This is a genomic window from Streptomyces sp. TLI_105, from assembly GCF_900105415.1.
Lineage (GTDB): Bacteria > Actinomycetota > Actinomycetes > Streptomycetales > Streptomycetaceae > Streptomyces.
Genome location: NZ_FNSM01000001.1, coordinates 4,474,457 through 4,500,877 on the forward strand (window position 1 = coordinate 4,474,457; position 26,421 = coordinate 4,500,877).

21 protein-coding genes are annotated in these 26,421 nt (G+C 72.8%); 15 read left to right on the forward strand and 6 right to left on the reverse strand.

Translation table 11 applies throughout. From position 1 onward, the window contains the following. Position 1 precedes the first annotated feature (1 nt). From nhaA to BLW86_RS20540, 3 genes are all read right to left on the reverse strand, one after another. Complete coding sequence (gene nhaA / locus BLW86_RS20530) at positions 2 to 1,390, reverse strand: Na+/H+ antiporter NhaA (protein WP_093875381.1); 1,389 nt, start codon at positions 1,388 to 1,390, stop codon at positions 2 to 4. Positions 1,391 to 1,644: 254 nt separating this feature from the next. Next, positions 1,645 to 3,600, reverse strand: a complete 1,956-nt coding sequence (gene acs, locus BLW86_RS20535) for an acetate--CoA ligase (protein WP_093875382.1) — start codon at positions 3,598 to 3,600, stop codon at positions 1,645 to 1,647. Between the two features lie 268 nt (positions 3,601 to 3,868). Then, entirely contained in the window at positions 3,869 to 6,241 is a 2,373-nt protein-coding gene (locus BLW86_RS20540; RefSeq protein ID WP_093875383.1) for a SulP family inorganic anion transporter, read from the reverse strand. A 292-nt stretch (positions 6,242 to 6,533) separates the two neighbouring features. Here BLW86_RS20540 and BLW86_RS20545 point away from each other — a divergent pair, with 292 nt between their 5' ends. Then, positions 6,534 to 7,835, forward strand: a complete 1,302-nt coding sequence (locus BLW86_RS20545) for a polysaccharide deacetylase family protein (protein ID WP_093875384.1) — start codon at positions 6,534 to 6,536, stop codon at positions 7,833 to 7,835. Positions 7,836 to 7,877: 42 nt separating this feature from the next. Here the strand turns inward: BLW86_RS20545 and BLW86_RS20550 are convergent, their stop codons facing one another. After that, positions 7,878 to 8,864: an ATP-binding protein gene (locus BLW86_RS20550; protein WP_093875385.1), complete on the reverse strand. Its 987-nt coding sequence runs from the start codon at positions 8,862 to 8,864 to the stop codon at positions 7,878 to 7,880. A gap of 102 nt (positions 8,865 to 8,966) precedes the next feature. Between BLW86_RS20550 and BLW86_RS20555 the strand changes: the two genes are divergently transcribed. Beyond that, positions 8,967 to 9,809, forward strand: coding sequence for a Fic family protein (locus BLW86_RS20555; protein WP_093875386.1), 843 nt, complete (start codon positions 8,967 to 8,969; stop codon positions 9,807 to 9,809). Between the two features lie 490 nt (positions 9,810 to 10,299). On the opposite strand, the gene BLW86_RS20560 is transcribed toward BLW86_RS20555, so the two are convergent. After that, on the reverse strand, positions 10,300 to 11,166 hold the full coding sequence (locus BLW86_RS20560; RefSeq protein ID WP_093875387.1) for an HAD family hydrolase: 867 nt from the start codon (positions 11,164 to 11,166) through the stop codon (positions 10,300 to 10,302). 450 nt (positions 11,167 to 11,616) lie between these two features. Here BLW86_RS20560 and ssd point away from each other — a divergent pair, with 450 nt between their 5' ends. The 7 genes from ssd (at position 11,617) to BLW86_RS20595 (ending at position 16,880) form a co-directional block, all read left to right on the forward strand. Next, positions 11,617 to 12,744: a septum site-determining protein Ssd gene (ssd, locus tag BLW86_RS20565; RefSeq protein ID WP_093878771.1), complete on the forward strand. Its 1,128-nt coding sequence runs from the start codon at positions 11,617 to 11,619 to the stop codon at positions 12,742 to 12,744. Between the two features lie 20 nt (positions 12,745 to 12,764). Continuing rightward, on the forward strand, positions 12,765 to 13,946 hold the full coding sequence (locus BLW86_RS20570; protein WP_256341373.1) for a TadA family conjugal transfer-associated ATPase: 1,182 nt from the start codon (positions 12,765 to 12,767) through the stop codon (positions 13,944 to 13,946). An 8-nt stretch (positions 13,947 to 13,954) separates the two neighbouring features. Next, positions 13,955 to 14,821 carry a type II secretion system F family protein gene (locus BLW86_RS20575; RefSeq protein WP_177181948.1) on the forward strand — a complete coding sequence of 289 codons (867 nt, stop codon included), beginning with the start codon at positions 13,955 to 13,957 and terminating at the stop codon, positions 14,819 to 14,821. 20 nt (positions 14,822 to 14,841) lie between these two features. Continuing rightward, positions 14,842 to 15,609, forward strand: coding sequence for a type II secretion system F family protein (locus BLW86_RS20580; protein ID WP_093878773.1), 768 nt, complete (start codon positions 14,842 to 14,844; stop codon positions 15,607 to 15,609). Between the two features lie 140 nt (positions 15,610 to 15,749). Continuing rightward, positions 15,750 to 15,956 carry a DUF4244 domain-containing protein gene (locus tag BLW86_RS20585; protein WP_093878774.1) on the forward strand — a complete coding sequence of 69 codons (207 nt, stop codon included), beginning with the start codon at positions 15,750 to 15,752 and terminating at the stop codon, positions 15,954 to 15,956. Continuing rightward, positions 15,943 to 16,299, forward strand: coding sequence for a TadE family type IV pilus minor pilin (locus BLW86_RS20590; protein ID WP_256341374.1), 357 nt, complete (start codon positions 15,943 to 15,945; stop codon positions 16,297 to 16,299). Before BLW86_RS20585 ends, BLW86_RS20590 begins: the two co-directional genes overlap by 14 nt. 251 nt (positions 16,300 to 16,550) lie before the next feature. Next, entirely contained in the window at positions 16,551 to 16,880 is a 330-nt protein-coding gene (locus BLW86_RS20595) for an Rv3654c family TadE-like protein (protein WP_256341375.1), read from the forward strand. On the opposite strand, the gene BLW86_RS20600 is transcribed toward BLW86_RS20595, so the two are convergent. Continuing rightward, positions 16,834 to 19,299 (reverse strand): DEAD/DEAH box helicase, encoded by a 2,466-nt coding sequence (locus BLW86_RS20600; protein ID WP_093875390.1) that lies wholly within the window; start codon positions 19,297 to 19,299, stop codon positions 16,834 to 16,836. The two genes, BLW86_RS20595 and BLW86_RS20600, sit on opposite strands and share 47 nt — an antisense overlap. An 80-nt stretch (positions 19,300 to 19,379) precedes the next feature. On the opposite strand from BLW86_RS20600, the gene BLW86_RS20605 reads away from it, so the two are divergent. The 6 genes from BLW86_RS20605 to BLW86_RS20630 all read left to right on the forward strand — a co-directional run bounded on the left by BLW86_RS20605 (position 19,380) and on the right by BLW86_RS20630 (position 26,273). Next, the gene (locus tag BLW86_RS20605) at positions 19,380 to 19,733 is read left to right on the forward strand and encodes an STAS domain-containing protein (protein WP_015034520.1); all 354 of its coding nucleotides are present in this window, start codon (positions 19,380 to 19,382) and stop codon (positions 19,731 to 19,733) included. A gap of 15 nt (positions 19,734 to 19,748) precedes the next feature. Beyond that, positions 19,749 to 20,207, forward strand: coding sequence for an ATP-binding protein (locus tag BLW86_RS20610; protein WP_093875391.1), 459 nt, complete (start codon positions 19,749 to 19,751; stop codon positions 20,205 to 20,207). Positions 20,208 to 20,367: 160 nt separating this feature from the next. Beyond that, positions 20,368 to 22,686, forward strand: coding sequence for a sodium-translocating pyrophosphatase (locus BLW86_RS20615; RefSeq protein ID WP_093875392.1), 2,319 nt, complete (start codon positions 20,368 to 20,370; stop codon positions 22,684 to 22,686). Between the two features lie 212 nt (positions 22,687 to 22,898). Next, positions 22,899 to 23,609, forward strand: a complete 711-nt coding sequence (locus BLW86_RS20620; protein ID WP_256341376.1) for a small secreted protein — start codon at positions 22,899 to 22,901, stop codon at positions 23,607 to 23,609. A gap of 97 nt (positions 23,610 to 23,706) precedes the next feature. Continuing rightward, on the forward strand, positions 23,707 to 25,272 hold the full coding sequence (locus tag BLW86_RS20625) for a N5-glutamine methyltransferase family protein (protein WP_093875394.1): 1,566 nt from the start codon (positions 23,707 to 23,709) through the stop codon (positions 25,270 to 25,272). Continuing rightward, positions 25,269 to 26,273, forward strand: a complete 1,005-nt coding sequence (locus BLW86_RS20630) for an ArsR/SmtB family transcription factor (RefSeq protein WP_093875395.1) — start codon at positions 25,269 to 25,271, stop codon at positions 26,271 to 26,273. Before BLW86_RS20625 ends, BLW86_RS20630 begins: the two co-directional genes overlap by 4 nt. Positions 26,274 to 26,421: the final 148 nt, after the last annotated feature.

Below are 26,421 nucleotides of genomic sequence, written 5' to 3' on the forward strand. Positions count from 1 at the left end.
ATCATGCCGGACGGTCGGCGCCGTCGCGCGATGCCCCCGCCAGTTGGGCGCGCTCCCGGTGTTCCGCCGCCTTCCGCTCGTAGATCTCGGCCATCCTCAGGTGGTACTCGGGATCGTCCTGTTCGTAGATGTCGGGGATGCCGTCCTCGTCGTCGTCGCGCTCCTCGTCCGCGCAGAGCGTCTGGTACTTCCGGACCCGCAGCTTCAGCAGGACGGAGGCGAGGACGGCCGCGACGAGCGAGCCGATCAGGACGGCGGCCTTCACCTCGTCGGTGAGGGCGGCGTCCCCGGCGAAGGCGAGTTCGCCGATGAGGAGCGAGACGGTGAAGCCGATTCCGGCGAGGGTGGCGACGGCGAACACGTCGGGCCAGGCCAGGTCCGGGTTGAGCTCCGCCCGGGTGAAGCGGGCGGCGAGCCAGGTGCCGCCGAAGATGCCGATCGCCTTGCCGACGACGAGACCGAGGACCACGCCGAGGGTGACCGGCTGGGTGAAGACGTCGTGGATCGCGCCGCCGGAGATGCTCACCCCGGCGGAGAAGAGCGCGAAGAGGGGCACGGCGAGCCCGGCCGAGAGCGGCCGGACCAGGTGCTCGATGTGCTCGCCGGGGGAGTGCTTCTCGCCCTCCCGGGTGGTGCAGCGGAGCATCAGGCCCATGGCGACGCCGGCGATCGTGGCGTGGACGCCGCTGTTGTACATCAGGCCCCAGATGACCAGGGCCAGCGGCACGTACACGTACCAGCCGCGGACGTCCTTGCGGAGCAGCAGCCAGAAGACGACGAGTCCGGCGGCGGCGCCGCCGAGCGCGGCGAAGTTCAGGTCGCTGGTGAAGAAGATCGCGATGATCAGGATCGCGAACAGGTCGTCGACGACGGCGAGGGTGAGCAGGAAGGCGCGCAGCGCGGACGGCAGCGAGGTGCCGATGACGGCGAGGACGGCGAGTGCGAAGGCGATGTCGGTCGCGGTGGGCACGGCCCAGCCGTCCAGGGAGCCGTCGCCGAGGGTGTTGACCAGGGTGTAGACGAGGGCGGGGGCCGCCATGCCGCAGAGCGCGGCGACGACGGGGAGCATCGCGGCCTTGGGGTCGCGCAGCTCGCCCGCGACGAGCTCGCGCTTGAGCTCGATGCCGGCGACGAAGAAGAAGACCGCGAGGAGGCCGTCGGCGGCCCAGTGCTGGATCGACAGGTCGAGGCCGAGGGCGGCGGGGCCTATGTGGAAGTCCCGTACGGACTCGTAACCGGCGCCGAGCGTGTTCGCCCAGACGAGGGCGGCGACGGCGGCGAGGAGCAGCAGGACGCCGCCGACGGTCTCGGTGCGCAGGGCGTCGGCGATGTACCGCCGCTCGGGCAGCGAGAGGCGGCCGAGGAACTTGCGGTCGTTGGACACGGACACGTGGGGGACCTCCGTCGGGCAGGCAGGGCGAAGCACATGCCGACCAGACTTCCCGGCTCACCTGGGTCTTTCTGTCGCGTTCCTGACGCGATCCTTACTTTACCTAACGAGCCCGGGGTGTGTCCGGCGAGATTCACTTTAGGGAGATATGAGGCTTTCGTCCCGTCGGATGCGAGGTGTGGACCGCGGGGTGCGCGAACGCCCGCCCCGAGCGGCTCGGGACGGGCGTCCGTGTCGTACGCGCGAGCTGCCGCTCAGTCCTCGTCGGACGTGGCCGGCAGCTGGTTCTGGATGAGCGACATGACGGAGGAGTCGGTCAGGGTGGTGACGTCACCCAGCTCGCGGTTCTCCGCGACGTCCCGCAGCAGCCGGCGCATGATCTTGCCCGAGCGGGTCTTCGGCAGCTCCGCCACCGGCAGGATCCGCTTCGGCTTGGCGATCGGACCGAGGGTCGCGCCCACGTGGTTGCGCAGATCGGCGACCAGGTTGTCGTCTTCGCGCGCCGTGCCGCGCAGGATGACGAAGGCGACGATCGCCTGACCGGTCGTCTCGTCGGCGGCGCCGACGACGGCCGCCTCGGCGACGGACGGGTGCGAGACGAGGGCCGACTCGACCTCGGTCGTCGAGATGTTGTGGCCCGAGACGAGCATGACGTCGTCGACCCGGCCGAGCAGCCAGATGTCGCCGTCCTCGTCCTTCTTGGCGCCGTCACCGGCGAAGTACTTGCCCTCGAAGCGGGACCAGTACGTGTCGATGTAGCGCTGGTCGTCGCCCCAGATGGTGCGGAGCATCGACGGCCACGGCTCGGTGAGGACCAGGTAACCGCCGCCGCCGTTCGGGACCTCGTTCGCCTCGTCGTCCACGACGGTGGCGGAGATGCCCGGCAGCGGGCGCTGGGCGGAGCCCGGCTTGGTCTCCGTGACGCCCGGCAGCGGCGAGATCATCATCGCGCCGGTCTCGGTCTGCCACCAGGTGTCCACGATCGGGGTCCTGTTCGCGCCGATGTGCTCGCGGTACCAGACCCAGGCCTCGGGGTTGATCGGCTCGCCGACGGAGCCGAGCACGCGGAGGCTGGAGAGGTCGAACTTCGCGGGGATGTCGTCTCCCCACTTCATGAACGTGCGGATCGCGGTGGGCGCCGTGTAGAGGATCGTGACGCCGTACTTCTGCACGATCTCCCAGAACCGTCCCTGGTGCGGGGTGTCCGGGGTGCCCTCGTACATGACCTGCGTCGCGCCGTTGGCCAGCGGGCCGTAGACGATGTACGAGTGCCCGGTGACCCAGCCGATGTCGGCGGTGCACCAGTAGACGTCGCTCTCCGGCTTGAGGTCGAAGACGGCGTGGTGGGTGTAGGCGGCCTGGGTGAGGTAGCCGCCGGAGGTGTGCAGGATGCCCTTCGGCTTCCCCGTGGTGCCGGAGGTGTAGAGGATGAAGAGCGGGTGCTCCGCCGGGAAGGCCTCCGGGGTGTGCTCGGCGGACTGGCGGGCGACGATGTCGTCCCACCAGACGTCCCGGCCCTCGGTGAAGGCGGTGTCCTGGCCCGTACGGCGGACCACGAGGACGTGCTCGACCTGCGGGCACTTGGCGACGGCCTCGTCGATGGCCGGCTTGAGGGCGCTCGGCTTGCCGCGGCGGTAGCCGCCGTCGGCGGTGACGACCAGCTTGGCGTCGGCGTCCTGGATGCGGGAGGCGACGGCGTCGGCCGAGAAGCCGCCGAAGACCACCGAGTGGGCGGCGCCGACGCGGGCGCAGGCCAGCATCGTGATGGCCGCCTCGGGGATCATCGGCAGGTAGACGGCGACCCGGTCGCCCTTGCGGACGCCCAGCTCGATCAGGGCGTTGGCGGCCTTGGAGACCTCGTCCTTGAGCTCGGCGTAGGTGATCGCGCGGCTGTCGCCGGGCTCGCCCTCGAAGTGGATGGCGACCCGGTCGCCGTGGCCGGCCTCGACGTGCCGGTCGACGCAGTTGTACGCCACGTTCAGCTCGCCGTCCGCGAACCACTTGGCGAACGGCGGGTTCGACCAGTCGAGGGTCTCGGTCGGCTCGGTGGCCCAGCTGAGCCGCCTGGCCTGCTCGGCCCAGAAGCCCAGCCTGTCCGCCTTGGCCTGCTCGTACGCCTCCGCCGTCACATTGGCGTCCGCGGCCAGCTCGGTGGGCGGCGCGAACCGCCGCTCTTCCTTGAGCAGGTTGGCCAAGGATTCGTTGCTCACGACATCTCCCTTTCCCAGGGCGTCCTCTGTGCGTATGTGTCCCGCGTCATAGCTCATCAGTCAGATGCCCGGGTGACAAGAGCCTCCAGGAAATTGGTTTAGACCTGTGAGCGGGCTGACGCGCGGGTGGCCCCTTCTTCCCGAGCGGTGGGAGAAGGGGCCACACAGTCTCACGGCCGGGGAGACCGGAAGGTTCAGGACGCGCGCGCCACCGGTGTCGCGGTCGCCGGGGTCGGGACGCGCGCCACCGGTGTCGGGGTCGCCGGGTTCAGGACGCGCGCGCCGCCTCCAGGTGGTCCGTGGGCACGTCCCGGGTCGCCGCTTCGAGGGAATCCGTCGGCATCACCCGCGTGAAGACGTCGTCGTAACCGTGCACCTCGTCCGTCCCGGAGAGCAGGTACGCCTGTGCCTCGCCCACGTGGAAGTACACGCCGTGCAGCGTGAGCGTGCCCTCGGCCAGCCGGCGCGCGACCGGCTCGTACGCCCGCAGGTGCTCCAGCTGCTGGACCACGTTGGTCAGGCAGAGCTGCTCGACCGCGTCGGCCGGAAGGCGCCCGGAGATCCGGGCCCAGGCGTGCCGCCGGCTCGCCATCCGCTCCAGGCTGGGCCGGCCGTGGCGCAGCCAGCGGCGGAGCGGGGTCGGCGGGTCGTCCGGGCTGCCGCCCAGCAGGGCCTGCATCGCGCCGCAGCCGGAGTGGCCGCAGACGGTGATCGACTCCACCCGCAGCACCTCCACCGCGTACTCGATCGCCGCCGCCACCGAGTCGTCCCCGCTCTCCTCGCCGGGGAGCGGGACGAGATTGCCGACGTTGCGCACGGTGAAGAGGTCACCCGGGCCGCTGGAGGTGATCATGCTGGTGACGAGACGGGAGTCGGAGCAGGTCAGGAAGAGCTGCGAGGGCCGCTGCCCCTCCCGGGCGAGCCGCGCGAGCTCGTCCCGCACCAGCGGGGCGGTGTTCCGCTGGAACTTGCCGATGCCGCTCGCGAGGTGCAGCCCCGTCGTCCGTCTGGTCTCGGTCGGCTTCTCCCCGCACTGGTGGTTGTGCCAGGGCGTCCAGGGGCGGCAGCAGGGGTGCGAGGCGGAGTCGGTGACGGGCGCGGGCTCGGCGATCCGGGCACCGGACGGCCCGGTGGTCTCGACCGTCCCGCCGTGGGCGAGGTGCCCGGCGGTCCAGTCGCTCAGCGCCTCGTAGGCGGCGTGGTCCATGAAGGACCCGTCGAGCTCGATCACCACGTCGGAGCCCCGCGGCAGTTGGTGCAGCGCCCGGCTGAGCCGGGGCACGGCGAGGAAGGTCAGCTGGCCCCGGACGTGCAGCAGTTGGCGGCCGTCCCGCTCCTCCCGGGTGATCCGGGTGCGGGCGAGCCGGTGCAGGGCGACCGCGATGGCCACGGCGATGCCGAGGGCGACGCCCTCCAGGATGCCGACGAGGACGACGCCGGCCAGCGTCACCGCGTAGACGACGACCTCGCGGTGCCGGGTGACCGTACGGATGTGGGTGATGCTCACCATCTGGATGCCGACCACCATGACGAGGGCGGCGAGGGCGGGCAGCGGGATCAGGTCGAGCACCGGCACGAGCAGGAGGGCGGCGAGCACGATCCACAGACCGTGCAGCATGGTCGAGGCGCGACTCACGGCGCCCGCCGAGACGTTGGCGACGCTGCGGACCGCGACCCCGGCGACCGGGAGGCCGCCGAGCGCCCCGGAGACCATGTTGGCCGCGCCCTGTCCGGCGAGCTCGCGGTCGAGACGGGAGCGGGGGACGCCCTGGCCGCGGTCCCCTCGGGCGGCGACCAGCTTGTCGACCGCGACGGCCGACAGCAGCGACTGCACGCTGGTGACGAGCGTGATCGTGAGCACGCCCGCCGCGATGCCGAGGACCGGGCCCTCGGGCAGGCCGGGCAGGGCGTGGCTGCTCCAGGACGGCAGGTCCACGCGCGGCACGGCGAGCCCGGCGAAGGCGGCCACGGCCGTCGCCCCGGCCACCGCGACGAGCGCGGCGGGGACCTTCCGTACGAGCCGCCCCGCACGCCCCGGCAGGCGCGGCCAGCACAGCAGCACGGCCACGGTGAGGGCGCTGATGACGAGCGCCTCCGGGTGGACGCGCGCCAACTGGGCGGGCAGTCCGAGGACGTTGTCCACGGCGGAGCTCTGCGGGGTGCCGCCGAGCACGATGTGGAGCTGGGCGAGGGCGATGGTGACGCCGATGCCGGCCAGCATGCCGTGCACGATCGCGGGTGAGACGGCGAGCGCCGAGCGGGCCACGCGCAGGGCCGACAGTGCGAGTTGGGCGAGGCCGGCGAGAACGGTGATGGCGCAGGTGGTGCGCCAGCCGTACTTCTGGATGAGCTCGGCGGTCACGACGGTGAGTCCGGCGGCGGGGCCGCTCACCTGGAGCGGGGAGCCGCCGAACCGGCCGGCCACGAGGCCGCCGACGGCGGCGGCCACCAGTCCGGCCTGGAGCGGGGCTCCGGTGGCGAGTGCGATGCCGAGCGAGAGCGGCAGCGCGATCAGGAAGACGGCGACGGACGCGGAGACGTCGGCGCCGGCGAGGCGGAAGCGGCGGGGTCCGTCCGGCGGGCTGTGAGGCCGCTGGATCCGGGGCCGGTTGGTCGTGCGGGCAGGGGTACAGAGGGTCATGTTCCCGTCTCCTCCGGGGCAGCGCGGTCGCGGCTCGTGCGGGGTGCAGCGGCGGGATTCGCGAGACCCTCCGGGTGATCTACGTGTTCGAGTGGAGGATCAACGCTCAGTAAATGGATCGTAATGGAGAGTAAAGACTGCGGCATTATTTTCGGGGCAAACGGGGCAATGATTCACCGGTTCCGGTGACAGAACGTGCGCATGCCGCTTGTCGCTGGCGACCCCCGGTCCTCGTGGTGCGACGTTTACGCCGCTTGTACGGAAATCCGAGGATCTGAGGAGAGGTGCGCGGATGTCAGCCGCCCGCAGAACGACCACTGTCCGGAGGAAGGCGCTTGCCGTCGGCGTCCTCACCCTCGCCCTCGCCACCGGCCTCGCCGGCTGCTCGGGCTCCGACGACACCGCCACGAAGGGCACCTCGGGCGACGCGGGCGCCGAGAAGGGACCGGCCGCGGCCCCGAAGACCGCGCCCCGGCTGATCGGCGACGGCTCGACCGCCTTCACCGGCGCCCAGCCCCACCAGCCGGTCTGGCAGAAGCTCAAGCCCGGCGAGACCCCGCCGCAGTTCGTGGTCTTCTCCTGGGACGGCGCCGGCGAGGACAGCCAGAAGCTGTTCTCCCACTTCCGCGCGGTCGGCAAGAAGTACGACGCCACCATGACGTACTTCCTCAGCGGCGTGTACCTGCTGCCGGAGGAGAAGCGGGAGCTCTACGACCCGCCGCAGCACAGCCCCGGCCGCTCCGACATCGGCTTCAACGACGTCGAGGGCATCCGCGCCACCGTCCGCGAACTGCGCGGCGCGTGGCAGGAGGGCAACGAGATCGGCACCCACTTCAACGGCCACTTCTGCGGGAAGGAGGGCGGCGTCGGCAACTGGTCGGTCGAGGACTGGAAGAGCGAGATCGACCAGGCCAAGTCCTTCGTCAAGCACTGGAAGACCAACGCCGGCCTGCGCGCCGAGCAGCCGCTGCCCTTCGACTACGAGAAGGAGCTCGTCGGCGCCCGCACCCCCTGCCTGGAGGGCCGGAAGAACTTCGTCCAGGCGGCGGCGCAGATGGGCTTCCGCTATGACACCAGCGGCGTCAACGACCAGATCTGGCCCAAGAAGGACCTGGGCCTGTGGGACCTGTCGATGCAGCTCGTACCCGTCCCGGGGCGCGCCTTCCAGACGCTCTCCATGGACTACAACTTCCTGGTGAACCAGTCGGGTACGACCCAGGGCGACCCCTCCCGGCACCGCTACTGGGGCGACCAGATGCGCGACGGCCTGGTGCAGGCCTTCGAGCGCTCCTACCGGGGCAACCGCGCGCCGCTGATCATCGGCAACCACTTCGAGTCCTGGAACGGCGGCACGTACATGCGGGCCGTCGAGGAGACCATCGCCACCGTCTGCGTGCAGAAGGACGTCAAGTGCGTGTCCTTCCGCCAGCTCGCCGACTGGCTCGACGCCCAGGACCCCGACGTCATCGCCAAGATGCGCACCCTGAAGGTCGGCGAGGCGCCGGCGGGCGGCTGGAAGGCCTTCCTCGCCCCCCAGCCGGCCGCCCCGGCAGGCGCCCCGGCCAAGGGCGCCCAGCAGACCGAACGCCACTGAGCCCGGCCGTCGACGTCAGGCGGGCCGATCGGCCTTCGGGGGTCAAGCGGGCTGAACGGCACTGAGCCCTTCGTCCAGTACGAAGTCGGGGTCGACCTGCGACGCCAGGTCGGCCCCGGTCTTGGCGTTGCCCCAGCTCTCCGCGTTGCGCAGATGGAAGTGGACCATCTGGCGCGTGTAGCGCTCCCAATCGCGGTGGGCGTACGAGTCGTCCGCCGCGTCCTGGAGGGCCTGGAGCGCCATGCGGTTCTCCGCCTCCAGGAGCTCGAAGCGGGGCGGACGGCCCTTCTCCATCGCGCGGACCCAGTCCGAGTGCCCCACCGCCACCAGCAGGTCCTCGCCGACCTCCTCGCGCAGGAAGTCGAGGTCGTCCTGGCCCTGCACCTTGTTGCCGACGACCTTGAGCGCCACGCCGAAGTCCCGCGCGTACTCCTTGTACTGACGGTAGACCGAGACTCCCTTGAGGGTCGGCTCGGCGACCAGGAAGGTCATGTCGAAGCGGGTGAAGAGACCCGACGCGAAGGAGTCCGAACCCGCCGTCATGTCGACGACCACGTACTCGTCGGCCCCGTCGACCAGGTGGTTGAGGCAGAGCTCCACCGCGCCGACCTTGGAGTGGTAGCAGGAGACCCCGAGGTCCGACTCGGTGAAGGGCCCGGTCGCCATCAGTCGGATCTCGCCGTCGTCGAGCGGGACCGGACGCGCGCACGCCTCGTACACCGGGTTGTGCTCGCGGACCCGCAGCAGCCGCGAACCCTCCCCGGGCGGCGTCGTCTTGATCATCGTGTCGGCGGAGGCGATCCGCGGATTGCTGCCCCGCAGGTACTCCTTGATGAGCGGCAGATGCGCGCCCATCGCGGGCAGCGCGGCGGCCTCCGCCTCGGACAGGCCGAGCGCGGCGCCCAGGTGCTGGTTGATGTCGGCGTCGACGGCGACGACCGGCGCTTCGTTGGCGGCGAGGTGGCGGATGAAGAGCGAGGACAGCGTGGTCTTGCCGCTGCCGCCCTTCCCCACGAAAGCGATCTTCATGTTCACCTAGCGTAGCGGCACGATCGCACCTCGTGGTCAAGCTGCGTGAAGAAGACCACTCCATCGTGGGGCGGGGCCCCGAGGCGCGTAGCCTCCCTACCTATGAGTACGCACGCCTCTGACCCCTTGGCCGCCCTCGGCTCCCTGCCGGGCGTCGCCGAAGCGGTGGACTCCGTACGCAAGGCCGTCGACCGGGTCTACGGCCACCGCGTGATGCGCCGCCGCAGCAACGAGATCTCCTCCGAGGCGGCCCTGCGCGGCGCGCGCGGCTCAGCCGCCCTGTCCGGGGCCGACTGGGCCCTGGAGGAGGTCCGTCGGCGCACGGACTTCAGCGCCGACGCCGAGGCCCGCACCGTCGGTGCCGCCCTGCGCCTCGGCGCTGAGGCCGGGCAGCTGCTCTCCATCTGGCGCCAGTCGCCCCTGCGCGTGCTCGCCCGGCTGCACCTGGTCGCCGCCGGCGACGCGGCCCTCCCGGCCGGTACCGGTGTCGGCGACCCCGTGGGACGGCCCCGGCTGGACGGCGAGACGGTCGACGAACCCCTGATCGACCTCCCGCTGCCGACGCCCGCCGAGGTCGCGGGACGGCTCGACGGCCTCGCCGAACTGATCGTCGTGGGCAGCGAGGCCCCGGCCCTCGTCACGGCCTCCGTGGTGCACGGCGAACTGCTCGCGCTGCGCCCCTTCACCTCGTACAACGGCCTCGTCGCGCGGGCGGCCGAGCGGATCGCGCTAATCGGCAGCGGCCTCGACCCCAAGGCCGTCTGTCCGGCCGAGGTCGGCCACGCGGAACAGGGCCGGGCCGCGTACCTCGCCGCCTTCGAGGGGTACCTGTCGGGCACCCCGGAGGGCGTGGGTGCCTGGATCGCGCACTGTGGACGCTCGGTCGAGCTGGGAGTCCGGGAGTCGACGGCCGTCTGCGAGGCCCTCCAGCGCGGCGCCGCCTGACCCTGCCCCTCGCGGGCCGTCCGGTCTTCGTGGGCGGCCTGGCCCTCGCGAGTCGGCCTGGCTCTCATGGGGCGACCGGGCCCCCGTGGGGCGGTCGGGCTCTCATGGGTCGGCCAGGTCCTTGTAGGGCGGTTGGGCTCTCATGGGTCGCCCGGGCCCTCGCGGGGCGGTCGGGCTCTCATGGGTCGGACAGGTCCGGAAATGGGTTGCGGCGGCACCAGTCCTGGTACCGCCGCTGGCACGTCCACCCAGTTACCAAGCGTCCTCGATATGTGCCCATCAGGCCGGGAACTTTGCCCGTGGCCTGGTGCGGCTGGCCCGTAATCGACGGGTCGACGTCGCGTGGGTGCCCGGTTTCAGTGCTAGGTCCGTGGGGCCTTCATGCTCAACAGGTGATCCTCTCGGATGTCCTCGGTCTCGCGGGCCTGCTTCCTTTCTACTCCTGTCCGGGTGGAAGCGAAAGTGGTGGCTCCACTTCTCTGCCGATTGCTCAAATTCGGGCAAAGTCATCGGCGAGGCGATGGGCGAGGGCTGCCTGCCGACGTCGCGCCGCGTACCAGACGAGTCCGGCCCCGACGGCCGCTGCTCCGACCGCCGCCGCGGCGACGAGCGTGGGACGGGGCGGCATCCGGAACTCGGGCAGCCGCTGCTTGAGCCGCACCGGCTTTTCGAAGGCCAGAACCGGCCACTCCCGTGCCACGGCCTCACGGCGCAGCGTCCGGTCGGGATTGACCACGTACGGGTGGCCGACGGCCTCCAGCATGGGGATGTCGGTCGCCGAATCGCTGTACGCGTAGCAGCGCGAGAGGTCGTAGCCCTCCGACTCCGCGAGCTCCCGCACAGCCTCCGCCTTCGTCGGCCCGTAGGCGTAGTACTCCACCTCCCCGGTGAAGCACCCGTCCTCGCCGACCACCATCCGGGTGGCGACGACCCGGTCGGCGCCGAGCATCTCGCCGATCGGCTCGACCACCTCGGCCCCTGAGGTCGAGACGATCACGACGTCGCGGCCGGCGGAGTGGTGGTCCTCGATGAGGGAGGCCGCCTCGTCGTAGATGATCGGGTCGATCAGATCGTGAAGGGTCTCGGCGACGAGCTCCTTCACCTGGGCGACGTTCCAGCCTTTGCAGAGTGCGGAAAGATATTCACGCATCCGCTCCATCTGGTCGTGATCGGCTCCGCCCGCCAGGAAGACGAACTGGATGTAGGCCGTCCGCAGGGCGGCGCGGCGGCTGATCAGTCCGCCCCTGTAGAAGGACTTGCTGAAGGTCAACGTCGAAGACTTCGCAATGACCGTCTTGTCCAGGTCAAAGAAGGCGGCTGTGCGCGGCAAGGAGTGGTTTTCCACGAGCCCGAGCATAGGTGCCCGCCATTCGGCGTACGCTGGGGCGCGTGGGTTTGCCTGAGAAGGCTCTCGGGTACACCATGGAAGTCACGGATCGTTCGCGACCGTGCTAACCCGGTCCGGCTCCTCCCCCCCCGAGTCGGCCGGAGAGACGACCCCCGCTCTCCCCCCCGGCGGGGGTCGTCGCATGTCCGGAGCCATTTCGGCCCTGTGTGCCATCGCCTGCCCCCTCCCTTCCGTTCGTCGGTCACGAGTCGACCGAGGCCCCGCCCGGCTCTCGATGCATCACTCACAGTAATCGGCGGACTGCGTTCCGGACAGTCCCCGAAGGGGCGACGAAGTTATTCACAGCCCCTCGCTTATCCACAGTTTTTCGGCAAGATCGGCACGATTTCCAGGACGGCCCCACGGTGATTCCTGTCGCGAAGTTCGCGGCCGGCAGGAATCACGAGAGGGGTGTGCGCCGTGGAGACATCCAGGACTTCCGGGGCCAGGGGTACGGCAGGCGGAGCGGGGCAGGACGGGGCGGGGCCGGGCGGGCCGCGCCGGCCCGGTCCGCTGATCGTCACCGAGGACCTCGACCTGCTCGACGATCTCCTGCGGCTGTGCGCCGCCGCCGGAGTCGAGCCCCAGGTGGACCACCGGGTGCCGGACCGGCGCGCGAGCTGGACCGATCCGCCGCTCGTCCTGATCGGCGACGACGCCGCCGCCCGCTGTCGGGGAGCGGTCCGCCGGCCCGGGACCCTCCTCGTCGGCCGTGACCGGGACGATCCGGGACTGTGGCGGCTGGCGGTCGAGATCGGCGCGGAGAGCGTCCTGAGCCTTCCGGGCGCCGAGAGCCTCCTCGTCGACCGCCTCGCCGACGCGGCCGAGGGAGCGGACAGGGCGGCGCTGACGGTCGGCGTCGTCGGCGGCCGAGGCGGCGCGGGCGCCTCCACCCTGGCCTGCGGTCTCGCGCTCGCCGCCGCGCGGGCCGGGCACCGCACGCTGCTCGTCGACGGCGACCCGCTGGGCGGAGGGCTCGACGTGTTGCTCGGCGGCGAGCGCGAGGAGGGCAGGCGATGGCCCGACTTCGCCGCCTCGAAGGGCCGTCTGGCCGGGGGCGCCCTGGAGGAGTCCCTGCCGTCGGTGCGAGGCGTCCGGGTGCTCAGCTGGGGCAGGGACGCGGCGGCTCCGGTGCCGCCCGAGGCCGTGCGGTCCGTGCTCGCCGCCGCGCGCCGCCGGGGCGGGGCCGTCGTGGTCGACCTGCCGCGCGGGGCCGACCCGTCGGTCACCGAGGCCCTGGCCCAGCTCGATCTCGGACTGCTCGTCGTACCCGGGGAGTTGAGGGCCGTCGCGGCCGCGCACCGGATGGTCTCGACGATCGGCCCGGTCGTGCGCGACCTGCGCGCCGTGGTCCGTGGCCCGTACGCGGCGGGACTCGACGAGCGATGGGTCGCCGACGCGCTGCGGCTGCCGCTCGTCGGGGAACTCCCTTACGACCCGGGGATCGTGGTCGACCAGGACGCGGGAATGCCACCGGGCGCCGAACCCCGGGGGCCCCTCGGCCGGTTCTGCGCCGCCTTCTGGGAGCGCGTCGGCGGTGAGGCGTGACCGGGGCGGGGGCAGGGGCTGTGGCCTGGGGCGTGGAAGGCGGCGCGGGCGGTGGGACGGGGCTTCTCGACGCCGTGCGGCAGCGGCTCGCGGCGAGCGGGGCCGATCCCACTCCGGCGCGCGTGGCAGCGGCGCTGCGGGCCCAGGGAAGGCTGCTCGGCGACGCGGAAGTACTCGGTGCCGCCGAGGAGTTGAGGTGCGAACTGATCGGCACCGGGCCGCTGGAGCCACTGCTCGCAGACCCGGCGGTCACCGACGTCCTCGTCTCCGCACCCGACCAGGTGTGGGTGGACCGGGGCACCGGTCTCGAGAGGGCCCCGGTGTCCTTCCCCGACGCCGCCGCGGTCCGCCGCCTCGCACAGCGGCTCGCGGCGGTGGCCGGACGCCGTCTCGACGACGCCCGACCCTGGGTCGACGCCAGGCTCCCCGACGGCACCCGGATGCACGCGGTCCTGCCGCCGGTAGCGGTCGGCTCGACCTGCCTGTCGCTGCGGGTGGTCCGCCCGCGCGCCTTCTCCCTGGAGGAGCTGGTCGCGGCGGGCACCGTGCCGCCGGACGGTGCCCCGATCTTGCGGGCCCTGATCGACGCCCGTGTGTCGTACCTCGTCAGCGGCGGCACCGGGACGGGCAAGACCACGCTCCTCGCGTCGCTCCTGGGGCTCGTGGGGGAGCGGGAGCGGATCGTGCTCGCCGAGGACTCGGCGGAGCTGCGGCCGGACCACCCGCACGTGGTGCGCCTGGAGGCGCGGCCGGCGAACCAGGAGGGCGCCGGGCTCGTGACCCTGCGGGACCTGGTCCGCCAGGCGCTGCGGATGCGCCCCGACCGGCTGGTGGTCGGCGAGGTCAGGGGCGGCGAGGCGGTGGACCTGCTCGCCGCTCTCAACACAGGTCACGAAGGCGGCTGTGGAACGGTCCACGCCAACACGGCCGCGGACGTCCCGGCGCGGCTCGAAGCCCTGGGGACGGCGGCCGGACTCGACCGGGCCGCCCTGCACAGCCAGTTGGGCGCGGGCCTGTCGGTCGTGCTGCACGTCGTACGGGACCGGGACGGGCGGCGGCGGATCGCCGAGGCGCACGTCCTGGAGCGGGACCGGGACGGCCTGGTCCGGACGGTACCGGCGCTGCGGTGGGGCGCGACCGGGTTCGAGCGGGAGCGGGGCTGGGAGCGGCTGAGGTCGCTGATCGGAGGGGGATCGCGGTGACGGGCGAGATGGTGCCGGTACGGGGCGCGGCGCATGGAGCGGCGGCGCTCTGCGCGGTGCTCGCCCTGTGGTGGACGGTCGAGCGGCGGCGCGGTGCGGGCCGGGCGCGGGCGCTGCTCGCGGGCGAGGTCACCGGCGGGCACGGCGGCTGGGAGTGGCCGGCGGTGACCGCGCGGTGGTGGGCCGCGCTGCGGGGGCGGCGCGCGTGGCTGTGCCTGCCGGTGGCGGGAGTTCTCGCCCTCCTCGGCGAGTCACCGCTGCCGCTGCTGGCGGGGGCGCTCGCGGTGCCCCTGGTGGGGCGGAGGCTGCGGGCCGCGGGACGCAGGAAGGAGCGCGAGGCGCGGGCCGAGCGGGTGGTGGCCCTGTGCGGGGCGGTCGTGGGTGAGTTGAGGGCCGGGTGGCAGCCCGCGCAGGCGCTGTCCTTCGCGGCCCGGGAGACGGGCGCGCTCGGTGCCGCGGAGGCGTCGGTGCTGGCGGCGGCCCGGTTCGGTGGGGACGTGCCGGAGGCGCTCCGGCGGGCGGCCCGGCAGGACGGCGCCGACGGGCTCGCGGGCATGGCGGCCTGCTGGCAGGTGGCCGTGGACGGAGGCGCGGGCCTGGCCGCCGGGCTCGACCGGCTGGAGGCGGCCCTGCGGGACCACCGTGAGCAGCGCGACCGTCTGCGGGCCGAACTGGCCGGTGCCTGGGCCACGGTGACGGTCCTCGCCCTCCTCCCGGCGGCCGGGCTCGCCCTCGGTGCCGCCCTGGGCGCCGATCCGCTGTGGGTGCTGCTGCACACACCGGCCGGCCTGGGCTGTCTGGCCGTGGGCGGGGCGCTGGAGACGGCCGGACTGTGGTGGGCCGCACGGATCGTACGGGGAGGGGAGCGGGTGTGATCGGGGAAGAGGTTCACCACGTGTCGGACGGTGTTCGAGCGGCGGGTCTCCCGCTTCTGGCCGCGGTCCTGTGCGCGCAGGGTGTCATCGAGGTGCTGCGCGGACTGCGGGCGCGCCGGACGCGGCGGCGGGCGGGGTCTCTCCTCGCGAGCCCGGAGCCGCGCCCCCGGAAGGCCCGGGGCGGGTTGCCGGCATGGGTGTGGCTCTGGTCGGCGCCTCTCATGGGCGTCGGCGTCGGCTGGGTGCTGTTCGGCGGGGCCGGTGGCCTGTGCGCAGGGGCCCTGGTGGCCGCCGGAGCGAGGTGGAGGGCGGCGCGGCGGTCCTCGCCGCCGTCGGCCGACGAAGAGGAGGCGGTGCGTCATCTTCCGCTCGCCGCGGATCTGTTGGCGGCCTGCGCCGCCTCCGGAGCCGGACCAGGCGAGGCGGCGGAGGCGGTGGGCCGGTCGTTGGGCGGTCCGCTCGGCGAGCGTCTGACCCGCACGGCCGCCGAGCTGCGGCTCGGCGGCGAACCGGCCGAGGTGTGGGGGAGGTTCGGCGCGATACCGGGCGCTGAAGGGCTGGCCCGCTGCATGGAGCGGGCCGGTTCCTCGGGAGCACCGGCGGCGGAGGCCGTCGCCCGGCACGCGGCCGCCCTGCGCGCCACCCGCGCCCGCGCGGCGGCGGCCGGGGCACGGAGGGCGCAGGTGCTGATCAGCGCGCCCGTGGGGCTCTGCTTCCTGCCCGCCTTCCTGGCGGTGGGCGTGGCTCCGGTGGTGATCGGCCTCGCGACGGGGCTGCTGGACGGATGAACGCGACGACACGACGAGACACGGCGCGACGAGACATGACACGACACGACATCGCACGACGAGAGATGACGGGGAATGACGACATGGCAGAGCACGGCGAGGCACGGCAGGACGAGACGGGGCGGGACGAGGAGGTCGGCATGGCGCTCAGGGTGCGGCTGCGTGGCTGGTGGCGGGCGCGGCGGACGGCAGTGCGCCGCGATGAGGGAATGACCACGTCCGAGTACGCGGTGGGGACGATCGCCGCGGCGGCGTTCGCCGCTGTGCTCTACAAGATCGTGACCAGTGGGGCGGTCTCGGGGGCGCTGGAGTCGGTGATCGGGAAGGCCCTCGATGCGCCGTTCTGACCGGGGGTTCGTGACCGTGGAGGCGGCGATGGTCCTGCCCGTCCTCGCGCTGTTCACGGTGACGCTGCTCTGGGCGCTGGCCGCGGCTGCCGCACAGATCCGGTGCGTGGACGCGGCGAGGGCGGGGGCGAGGGCGGCGGCCCGTTCGGAGCCGGTGGCCTCCGCGGAGGCGGCCGCCCGTGCCGCCGCGCCCGACGGCGCCCGGGTTTCGGTGGCGCGGGAGGGCGAGCTGTGGCGGGTGACGGTGGAGGCGGCGGCCCCGGGCCCCCGGGGCATGGGAGTCACCCTGAGAGCCGACGCGGCGGCCCTCGCGGAGGACCCGATGGGCGGAGGACCCCCATGACGGCCACCGAGCACCGCGGCACTCCCGGTCGTGCCCTGCCGGGGCGCGGGGACACGAGCCGGGGAGCGGCCCGGCTGTCGGGCAGGTGGCCGGACTGGGGTGCGGCCCGGTTGCCGAATCGGAGTGCGGCTCGGCTGATGGGGTGGCGCTCGGGCCGGGACACGGGCCCACTGGGGCGGTGCTCAGACCGGCGCCCGGGCCCGCTGGGGCGGCGGGGCGGGCGGGGTGCGGGGCTGGTGGGGGATCGTGGGGTGGCGACCGTGTGGGCTGCGTTCGCGGCGTGTGCCCTGTGCGTGGTGTTCGGGGTGGTGCTCGCGCTCGGGCAGGCGGTGGCGGCCAGGCACCGGGCCGGCGGGGCCGCCGACCTGGCCGCCCTCGCCGCCGCCGACCGGGCCCTGTGGGGCGAGGCCGAGGCGTGCGCCGCGGCTTCGCGCGTGGCCGTCGCGCAGGGCGCCGAGCTGGCGCGGTGCGCGGTGCGGGACGGGGTCTCGGACGTGACCGCGCGGGTCGTGCGCGGCCCGTACCGGCCGGAGGTCAGGTCGCGGGCGGGTCCTCCGGGGCCTCCCTCAGGAGTTCCGTGAGGAGGCGGACCGCGCCGCGCTTGTGGAGCGGATCGTTGCCGTTGCCGCACTTCGGGGACTGGATGCAGGAGGGGCAGCCCGCCTCGCACTCGCAGGAGGCGATGGCCTCCCGGGTGGCCGTCAGCCAGGCGCGGGCGGTGCGGAAGGCGCGCTCGGCGAAGCCCGCGCCGCCCGGGTGCCCGTCGTACACGAAGACGGTGGGCAGCAGGGTGTCGGGATGGAGCGGTACGGAGACGCCGCCGATGTCCCAGCGGTCGCAGGTGGCGAAGAGCGGCAACATGCCGATGGAGGCGTGCTCGGCGGCGTGCAGGGCGCCGCCGAGGATCTCCGGATCGATCCGGGCGGCGTCGAGCTGGTCCTCGGTGACCGTCCACCACACGGCCCGGGTGCGCAGGGTGCGGGGCGGCAGGTCGAGCTTGGTCTCGCCGAGCACCTCGCCGGTGATCAGACGGCGGCGGAGGAAGGAGACGACCTGGTTGGTGACCTCGACGGAGCCGTAGCAGAGGCGGCCGGCTCCCCAGGGGATCTCGGTGTCGGTCTCGAGGACGGTGATGGAGGTGGTGTCGCGGGCGGTGGTGGAGTACGGGGGGACGGCCTCCTCGACGAGGGCCACGGAGTCCTTGAGGTCGAGCTCCCGGACCAGATAGGTGCGGCCCTGGTGGAGGTGGACGGCGCCCTCGTGGACGGCGGTGTGGGAGGCGGCCTCGTCGACGGTGCCGAGGAGGCGGCCGGTGCCGGCCTCCACGATCCGGACGGGACTGCCGCCGCCGCCCCGGATGTCGGTGAGGTCGGCGGCCCGCTCGCGGCGGGTCCAGTACCAGCCGGTGGAGCGGCGGCGCAGCAGACCGGCCCCTTCCAGCTGGGGCAGCAGGCCGGGCGCGGCCGGGCCGAAGAGGGCCAGGTCCGGCTCGGTCAGCGGGAGCTCCGCGGCGGCGGCGCACAGGTGGGGGGCGAGGACGTAGGGGTTGTCGGGGTCCAGGACGGTCGTCTCGACCGGCTGCTCGAAGATCGCCTCCGGGTGGTGGACGAGGAAGGTGTCCAGCGGATCGTCCCGGGCCACCATGATCGCGAGGGCGCCCTCGCCGGAGCGGCCGGCACGGCCCGCCTGCTGCCACAGGGAGGCCCGGGTGCCCGGGTAGCCGGCGATCAGGACGGCGTCCAGGCCGGAGACGTCCACGCCCAGCTCCAGGGCGGTCGTGGCGGCCAGGCCGAGGAGCTCGCCGGAGTGCAGGGCCCGCTCCAGAGCGCGGCGCTCCTCGGGCAGATAGCCGCCCCGGTAGGCGGCGACGCGGCGGGCGAGCGCGTGATCGGTCTCGGCCAGCCGTTCCTGGGCGATCACCGAGATCAGCTCGGCGCCGCGCCGGGAGCGGACGAAGGCGACCGAGCGGACGCCCTGCCTGGTCAGGTCGGTCAGCAGGTCCGCGGTCTCGGCGGTGGCGGTGCGGCGCACGGGCGCGCCGCGCTCGCCGTGCAGCTCGGTCAGTGGCGGTTCCCAGAGGGCGAAGACCAGCTCGCCGCGCGGGGAGGCGTCGTCGGAGACCTCGGTGACCGGCAGGCCGGTGAGGCGGCCGGCGGCCCGGGCCGGTTCGGCGGAGGTGGCCGAGGCGAGGAGGAAGACCGGTTCGGAGCCGTACCGGGCGCAGACGCGGCGCAGGCGGCGCAGCACCTGGGCGACGTGGGAGCCGAAGACGCCCCGGTAGGTGTGGCACTCGTCGATCACGACGTAGCGCAGGGAGCGTAGGAAGGAGGACCACCTGGGGTGGGAGGGGAGCATGCTCCGGTGCAGCATGTCGGGGTTGGTCAGCACGTAGTTCGCGTACTGCCGGACCCACTCGCGTTCCTCGAACGGCGTATCGCCGTCGTAGACGGCGGGACGGACCCGGTTGCCGAGCGGGGCGGCCAGTTCCCGTACGGCGCGTCGCTGGTCGGCCGCGAGGGCCTTGGTGGGGGCGAGGTAGAGGGCGGTGGTGCCGCGGCCGTTCGGGGCCTCCGAGCCGTCCAGGAGGGTGCTGAGGACGGGGGCGAGGTAGGCGAGCGACTTGCCCGAGGCGGTGCCGGTGGCGATCACCACGGACTCGCCGTCCAGGGCGTGCTCCGCGGCCTTCGCCTGGTGGGCCCAGGGGTGCTCGATCCCGGCCTCCTGGATCGCCGCGATCACTTCCGGTCGGATGCGGTGCGGCCAGACGGCATGCCGGCCCTCCCGGGCGGGCATGTGCTCCGTATGAGTGATGCGCGCAGCCCGGCTCTCGCCCGAGGAGAGCCGGTCGAGGATCATGCCGGGAGAGGGGCGGCTGCCCGTTTCCCCGGCCCGACGACGGGGGCGGTGATTCTTGGCCATCGGCACCGAGTGTGTCACTGCCATGACGGACAATGCTTCCAAGGCGTCGTGCATGGCTGCTGGTAAGTGATTGAATGCCATCGCGGCTGGCGTTCCGTTCCTCGGCTCCGCCCCGGAGACCCGAGGGGACGATCGCCCGATAGCAAGGTGCTGGAGGATCCGTGGACCTGTCCCTGTCGACTCGCAATGTGTCCGGCGCTGGTGGTGACCGTACGGTCGTCGAGGTCGGTGGCGAGATTGATGTGTATACCGCGCCCAAGCTGCGCGAGCAGTTGGTCGAGTTGGTGAACGACGGCAGCTACCACCTGGTCGTCGACATGGAGGGCGTGGACTTCCTCGACTCCACCGGCCTCGGTGTGCTCGTCGGCGGCCTGAAGCGCGTTCGCGCGCATGAGGGCTCGCTGCGTCTGGTCTGCAACCAGGAGCGCATTCTGAAGATTTTCCGGATCACGGGCCTCACCAAGGTGTTCCCGATCCACACCTCGGTCGACGAGGCCGTCAACGCCGTCGACTGAGCCCAGGGGGTTCGCATGGCCACCGTTGAACTCCGCTTCAGCGCTCAGCCGGAGCACGTCCGCACGGCCCGCCTGGTGGCGGCCGCGGTCGCGCGTCGGGCGGGTGTGGACGACGCGGTCCTCGACGAGGTGCGTCTCGCTGTGGGTGAGGCCTGTTCGCGTGCGGTCGGGCTGCATCGGAGCAACGACGTCACGACCCCCATCCGGGTCGTCCTGACCGAGGAGGAGAAGTCGTTCTCCATCGAGGTCGGTGACGAGGTGCCGGGCGCGGGGGTGGCGGCGGCCGATGCGGCCGGTGTCCCCGGCGCGCGGACCGCGGCCCCGGCCGAGGGCTTCGACGACGCCGACGGCGAGGACGAGATGGGGCTCGCGGTGATCCGTGGGCTCGTCGACGACGTCGAGGTGAGCGCCGGCGAGGACGGCGGCACCATCCGGATGAGGTGGCCGGTGAGCTCGGCGGACGTCCTGTCCTGACCCCTACACGTACGGAGAGAAGAGGCCCTGCGACGCAGGGCCTCTTCTCTTGTGCCGTTCTCCTGCGCAGGCGCCTTCCCGGTCCTCTGCTCCGGGTGTCCTCGCCCACGAATTGGTGCATCCCCGTATGTACCGTCTTGTCTCCCTATGATCCGTCCCCATGTACCCCACAACTCTCGCCGCGGCGGTGCTCACGAGCGGGAACCGGACGATCGTGGTCGTCGTCGCGGCCGTCGCCCTCGCCGCGCTGATCGTCGCGCGGCTCCTCGTCCGCCAGGTGCTCGCGGCCGGTGAGGGCACCGAGAGGATGAAGGAGATCGCCGCCGCCGTGCAGGAGGGCGCCAACGCCTACCTCGCGCGGCAGCTGCGGACCCTCGCCGTCTTCGCGGCCGCCGTGTTCTTCCTGCTGATGCTGCTGCCGGCCGACGACTGGTCGCAGCGCGCAGGACGTTCCCTGTTCTTCCTGGTCGGGGCGCTCTTCTCGGCGGTCACCGGCTACCTCGGCATGCGGCTCGCCGTACGGGCCAACGTGCGGGTGGCCGCCGCGGCCAGGGAGGCCACGCCCGCGCCGGGCGAACCCGAGAGGGACCTGAACGAGGTCGCGCACCGGGCCATGCGGATCGCGTTCCGTACGGGTGGGGTCGTCGGCATGTGCACGGTGGGCCTCGGACTGCTCGGGGCCGCCTGCGTCGTCCTCGTCTACGCCGCCGACGCGCCCAAGGTCCTGGAGGGATTCGGACTCGGTGCGGCGCTCATCGCCATGTTCATGCGAGTGGGCGGCGGGATCTTCACCAAGGCCGCAGACGTCGGCGCCGACCTCGTCGGCAAGGTCGAGCAGGGGATCCCCGAGGACGACCCGCGCAACGCCGCCACCATCGCCGACAACGTGGGCGACAACGTCGGCGACTGCGCCGGCATGGCGGCCGACCTCTTCGAGTCGTACGCCGTGACCCTGGTCGCCGCCCTCATCCTCGGCAAGGCGGCCTTCGGCGACCACGGCCTCGCGTTCCCCCTGATGGTGCCGGCGATCGGCGTGGTCACCGCCGTGATCGGCATCCTCACGGTCGCCCCGCGGCGCGCCGACCGAGGCGGGATGAGCGCGATCAACCGCGGATTCCTGGTCTCGGCGGTCATCTCGCTGGTGGGCGTCGCCGTCGCCGCCTTCGTCTACCTGCCCTCCTCGTACGCCGAGCTCGAAGGCGTCACCGAGCCGGGCATCCGCGACCACGGCGGCGATCCGCGGGTCCTCGCCCTGGTCGCGGTCGCCCTCGGCATCGTCCTCGCCGCGCTCATCCAGCAGCTCACCGGCTACTTCACCGAGACGAGCCGGCGGCCGGTCAGGGACATCGGCAAGTCCTCCCTCACCGGTCCGGCGACCGTCGTCCTCGCGGGCGTGGCGCTCGGCATGGAGTCCGCCGTCTACACGGCCCTGCTGATCGGGCTCACCGTCTACGGGGCGTTCCTGCTCGGCGGCGCCTCGATCATGCTGGCGCTGTTCGCGGTGGCCCTCGCCGGGACGGGGCTGCTCACCACCGTGGGGGTGATCGTCGCCATGGACACCTTCGGCCCGGTCGCCGACAACGCCCAGGGCATCGCGGAGATGTCCGGGGACGTCACGGGGGCGGGCGCCCAGGTCCTCACCGACCTCGACGCCGTCGGCAACACCACGAAGGCCATCACCAAGGGCATCGCCATCGCCACCGCCGTCCTGGCGGCCTCGGCGCTCTTCGGCTCGTACCGGGACGCCATCGCGACCTCGGTCGCCGACGTCGGGGAGTTCGACGTGAAGGCCGCCGAGTTGACGCTCTCGATGGACATCTCGCAGCCCAACAACCTCTTCGGCCTGATCCTCGGCGCTGCGGTCGTCTTCCTCTTCTCGGGGCTCGCGATCAACGCGGTGTCCCGCTCGGCCGGTTCGGTCGTCTACGAGGTGCGACGGCAGTTCCGCGAGCACCCCGGGATCATGGACTTCACCGAGAAGCCGGAGTACGGGCGGGTCGTCGACATCTGCACCAAGGACGCGCTGCGCGAACTCGCCACGCCCGGGCTGCTCGCCGTGATGGCCCCGATCGCGATCGGCTTCGCACTCGGGGTCGGCGCGCTCGGCGCGTACCTCGCGGGGGCGATCGGGGCGGGCGCGCTGATGGCGGTCTTCCTCGCCAACTCCGGTGGCGCCTGGGACAACGCGAAGAAGCTGGTCGAGGACGGGAACCACGGCGGCAAGGGCAGTGAGGCGCACGAGGCGACCGTCATCGGGGACACGGTCGGCGACCCGTTCAAGGACACGGCGGGTCCGGCGATCAACCCGCTCCTGAAGGTGATGAACCTGGTCGCGCTGCTGATCGCCCCGGCGGTCGTGCGGTTCAGCTACGGCGGCGACGCGAGCGTCGGGCTGCGGACGGCAGTCGCGGCGGTCGCGCTTTTCGTCGTGGTCGGCGCGGTACGGGCCTCCAAGAAGCGGACGGTGTCGATGTCCTGACATGGCGTCCGTCCGCAGCGGCCGGGTGAGTCGGTGGCGCCCGTGCGCATCAGTGGCGTCCGTCTCATTACCGGCGGTTTCCGGGAGGGGCGGGAGGCTTATCCCTTGGGTCAAAAGGCTGCAATGTGGGACGAATCAGTCGTACGAAAAGTGGAAGTAGCCCGTTCGGCGTGTATGTTCCGGGGCCGAGAGCCTTGGAAGGGACCGATCCGTTGAACAAGAAGCTTGCGGCCGCACTGTCCGGCGGCGCGGTACTGGTGCTCGCGCTGGCCGGTTGCAGCGACGACAAGGGCGACAAGGTGGGTGACTGGGCGAAGACGTTCTGCGACCAGGCCAAGCCCCAGATCCAGAAGAGGGCCGACGCCCACCAGATCATCATCTCGACCGCTGCCGACAGCAAGCCGGCCGAGATCCAGGCCGCCGACTCGAAGGCGTTCCAGGACATCGCGAACGCCGACCGGGCCCTCGCCAAGGCCGTCCAGACCGCCGGAGCCCCGCCCGTCGAGAACGGCGAGAAGATCCAGAAGGACGCGATCAAGGAGCTCAACGACACCGCCGTGGCCTACGAGGGGCTCAAGAAGCAGGTCGACGCGCTGGACCCGACGAACCAGCAGAAGTTCGCGGACGGTCTCCAGGGCGTCGCCGACGGCCTGACCAAGATCGAGAAGATGGACCAGAACGCCCTGTCCAAGCTGGAGGACGGCGAGCTGGGCCAGGCGATGGCCAAGCAGCCCGGCTGCCAGAAGCCCACGGCCTCGGTCCCGCCGAAGTCCTCCGCCTCCCCGAACGCCGGAGCCACCTCCGACTCCGGAGCCACCTCCGACTCGGACTCCGACTCCGACTCGGACTCGGGCGCCACGAACCCGACCAAGAAGGCGACCGCCAAGCCGACCAAGAAGTCCACGGTCGGCAAGAGCGAGTAGGAGAACCGAGGGCCGGTCGGCCCGGCGCCCGCGGCGATCGGCCGCACACCGCCGGGTCGGCCGCCCGGATGTCGGTGGGGGCCGTCACAATGGAGCGGTGAGTACGACCAGCCTGCCTCCCCGCCTCCCGGTGCCCGCGCACGCCGCCCGTCTGCGCGAGGCGCTGCTCGCCGCCGACTTCACCGCCGACGGACTGCTCGACCTGCTCGGCGCCCCGGCCTACGCGGCGCTCGCCCGCAGCGAGACCGTGCCCGCCCTGCGCGCCACCCGCGGCGACTCCCCGCTGGAGACCCTCGTCCGGCTCTTCCTGCTCCAGGAGCCCGTCACGGCCGACCGGGCCGCCGCCGCGCTCCCGCTCGACGAGGCCCTCGCCGACGGCTGGGCGGTCCGCGAGGACGACACCGTGCTCGCCACGGTCGACGTCCGGCCCTACGGCGGACCGGACGGCGAGGACTGGTTCATCGTCTCCGACCTGGGCTGCGCCGTCGGGGGCGCCGGTGGCAGCGGGAAGAACGGCCGCCAGGCAGACGCAGCAGTCGTCCTCGGCGTCGGCGGCGCCTCCACCACCCTCGCCGGCATCACGGTCCGTACGCCGGTCTCCTCCGCGCTCGACCTCGGCACCGGCTCCGGCATCCAGGCGCTGCACGCCGCCCAGCACGCCACCCTGGTCACTGCCACCGACCTCAACCCGCGCGCCCTGGAGTTCACCCGGCTCACCCTCGCCCTCTCCGGGGCCCCGGAGGCCGAGCTGCGGACCGGCTCGCTCTTCGAGCCCGTCGACGGCCACACGTACGACCTGATCGTCTCCAACCCGCCGTTCGTGATCTCCCCCGGCGCCGGGCTCACCTACCGGGACGGCGGGATGAGTGGCGACGACCTGTGCCGCACGCTCGTGCAGCAGGCCGGGGAGCGGCTCAACGACGGCGGATACGCCCAGTTCCTCGCCAACTGGCAGCACGTCGAGGGCGAGGAGTGGCAGGAGCGGCTGCGGTCCTGGGTGCCGCGCGGCTGCGACGCCTGGATCGTGCAGCGCGAGGTCCAGGACATCACCCAGTACACGGAGCTGTGGCTGCGCGACAGCGGCGACCACCGCGGCGACCCGGACGCCTACCGGGCGGCGTACGACCGCTGGCTCGACGAGTTCGAGGCGAGCAAGACCCGCGCGGTCGGCTTCGGCTGGATCACGATCCGGCGCAACGGGGCCGTGGTCTCCGGCGCGGTCGAGCCCTCGATCGTCATCGAGGAGTGGCCGCACCCCGTCGAGCAGCCCCTCGGCCCCACCGTCCGCGCCCACTTCGAGCGCCAGGACTACCTGCGCGCCCATGACGACGCCGCGCTCCTCGCCGACCGGTTCACGCTCGCGCCCGAGGTGGTGCAGGAGCAGGTCGGGCTGCCGGGCGCCGAGGACCCGGAGCACGTGGTGCTCCGGCAGAACCGCGGCATGCGCCGGGCCACCAAGGTCGACCACGTCGGCGCCGGGTTCGCCGGCGTGTGCGACGGCACGCTCAGCGCCGGCCGCATCCTCGACGCGATCGGACAGCTGATGGGCGAGGACCCGGTCATGCTGCGGGACCGCACCCCGCAGGCGATCCGGCTGCTCGTCGAGGAGGGCTTCCTGATCCCCGACTCCCTGCTGCCCGTGACCGAAGGGAGCGGTGCTTGATACGGATCGAGCTGGACGAGGCCTCGCTCGGGGCGACCCGGATCGCCATCAGCCCGCTGCGCGACGCGTTCTGCTCGATGCACCTCGCGCAGCCCCACCGGCACCCCTCCTGGCCGTACCAGGAATGGGTCGGGCAGGCGCGCGAGGTGTGGCGCGAGGACGACCGGCTCCGCCCGCTGTGGGAGCTGTTCGTCCGAGAACGGCACGAGGTCTCCGACTTCCTGCTGCCCCGGCCCTTCGGCACGGTCCACGTCCACGAGGAGCTCGCCGCGCTGCGGGCCACTGACCCGGAGTTCGTCCGCGCCCAGGCGGCCGTCTGCTACCCCGGCATGGCCGACGCGCCCTTCCTGCAGCCGTATCTGAAGGACCCGGAGGCCGCCTGCGCGGCGCTCGCCGACGCGTACGCCGCCTACTGGGAGGGCGCGATCGAGCCGTACTGGCCGACGATGCGCCGGCTCGTCGAGGACGAAGTGCTCGTCCGGGCCAGGACGTTCGCCACGGAGGGCGTCGACGCGCTGTTCGCGGGCCTGGAGACACGGGCGCGCTGGCAGCCGCCCGTACTCGAACTGACCAAGCACATCGAGGCGGAGTACGCGCCAGGCGAGCGCCGCCTCGTCCTCGTGCCGCTGGTCTTCGCGGAGGGCTGCCGGCTCTACTCCACGGACGACCCCGAGGTCTTCGCGCTCAGCTTCCAGGCCCGGGGCGCCGCCGCCCTGCGCGAACCGGCAGAGCCCGTCGCCGAGGACCGGCTCGGGCTGATGCTCGGCCGGGGCCGGGCGGCGGTCCTGCGCGAACTGGGCGGGCCCCTGACCACCGCCGGGCTCGCCGACCGGCTCGGTCTGGCACCCAGCACGGTCTCCGAGCACCTGTCGGTGCTCGCGGAGGCCGGCGTCGTGACCCGCCACCGCGTCGGGCGCTCCGTGTACTACCAGCTGACGGACACGGGCCGTTCACTGCTCGCGCTGCTCGCCGGAGAGGACGTCCTCACCGCCGTGGCCTGACGATTCGGGGCCGCGACCTGACGGTTCAGGGCCGCGACCCGAGGACTCGGGGCCGTGGCCCGACCCGAGGACTCACCGCCGTGGCCGACGATTCGGGGCCTTCCGAATCGATGGCCCGGTCCTTCCGCCGGCCCCTACCGTCCGGCGC

Coding starts and splice junctions, on each gene's coding strand:
- BLW86_RS20540 (WP_093875383.1), bottom strand. CDS start 6,241: ATGACCCTCTGTACCCCTGCCCGCACGACCAACCGGCCCCGGATCCAG.
- BLW86_RS20545 (WP_093875384.1), top strand. CDS start 6,534: ATGTCAGCCGCCCGCAGAACGACCACTGTCCGGAGGAAGGCGCTTGCC.
- BLW86_RS20550 (WP_093875385.1), bottom strand. CDS start 8,864: ATGAAGATCGCTTTCGTGGGGAAGGGCGGCAGCGGCAAGACCACGCTG.
- BLW86_RS20555 (WP_093875386.1), top strand. CDS start 8,967: ATGAGTACGCACGCCTCTGACCCCTTGGCCGCCCTCGGCTCCCTGCCG.
- BLW86_RS20560 (WP_093875387.1), bottom strand. CDS start 11,166: ATGCTCGGGCTCGTGGAAAACCACTCCTTGCCGCGCACAGCCGCCTTC.
- BLW86_RS20575 (WP_177181948.1), top strand. CDS start 13,955: ATGGTGCCGGTACGGGGCGCGGCGCATGGAGCGGCGGCGCTCTGCGCG.
- BLW86_RS20585 (WP_093878774.1), top strand. CDS start 15,750: ATGGCGCTCAGGGTGCGGCTGCGTGGCTGGTGGCGGGCGCGGCGGACG.
- BLW86_RS20590 (WP_256341374.1), top strand. CDS start 15,943: ATGCGCCGTTCTGACCGGGGGTTCGTGACCGTGGAGGCGGCGATGGTC.
- BLW86_RS20600 (WP_093875390.1), bottom strand. CDS start 19,299: ATGGCATTCAATCACTTACCAGCAGCCATGCACGACGCCTTGGAAGCA.
- BLW86_RS20610 (WP_093875391.1), top strand. CDS start 19,749: ATGGCCACCGTTGAACTCCGCTTCAGCGCTCAGCCGGAGCACGTCCGC.
- BLW86_RS20615 (WP_093875392.1), top strand. CDS start 20,368: ATGTACCCCACAACTCTCGCCGCGGCGGTGCTCACGAGCGGGAACCGG.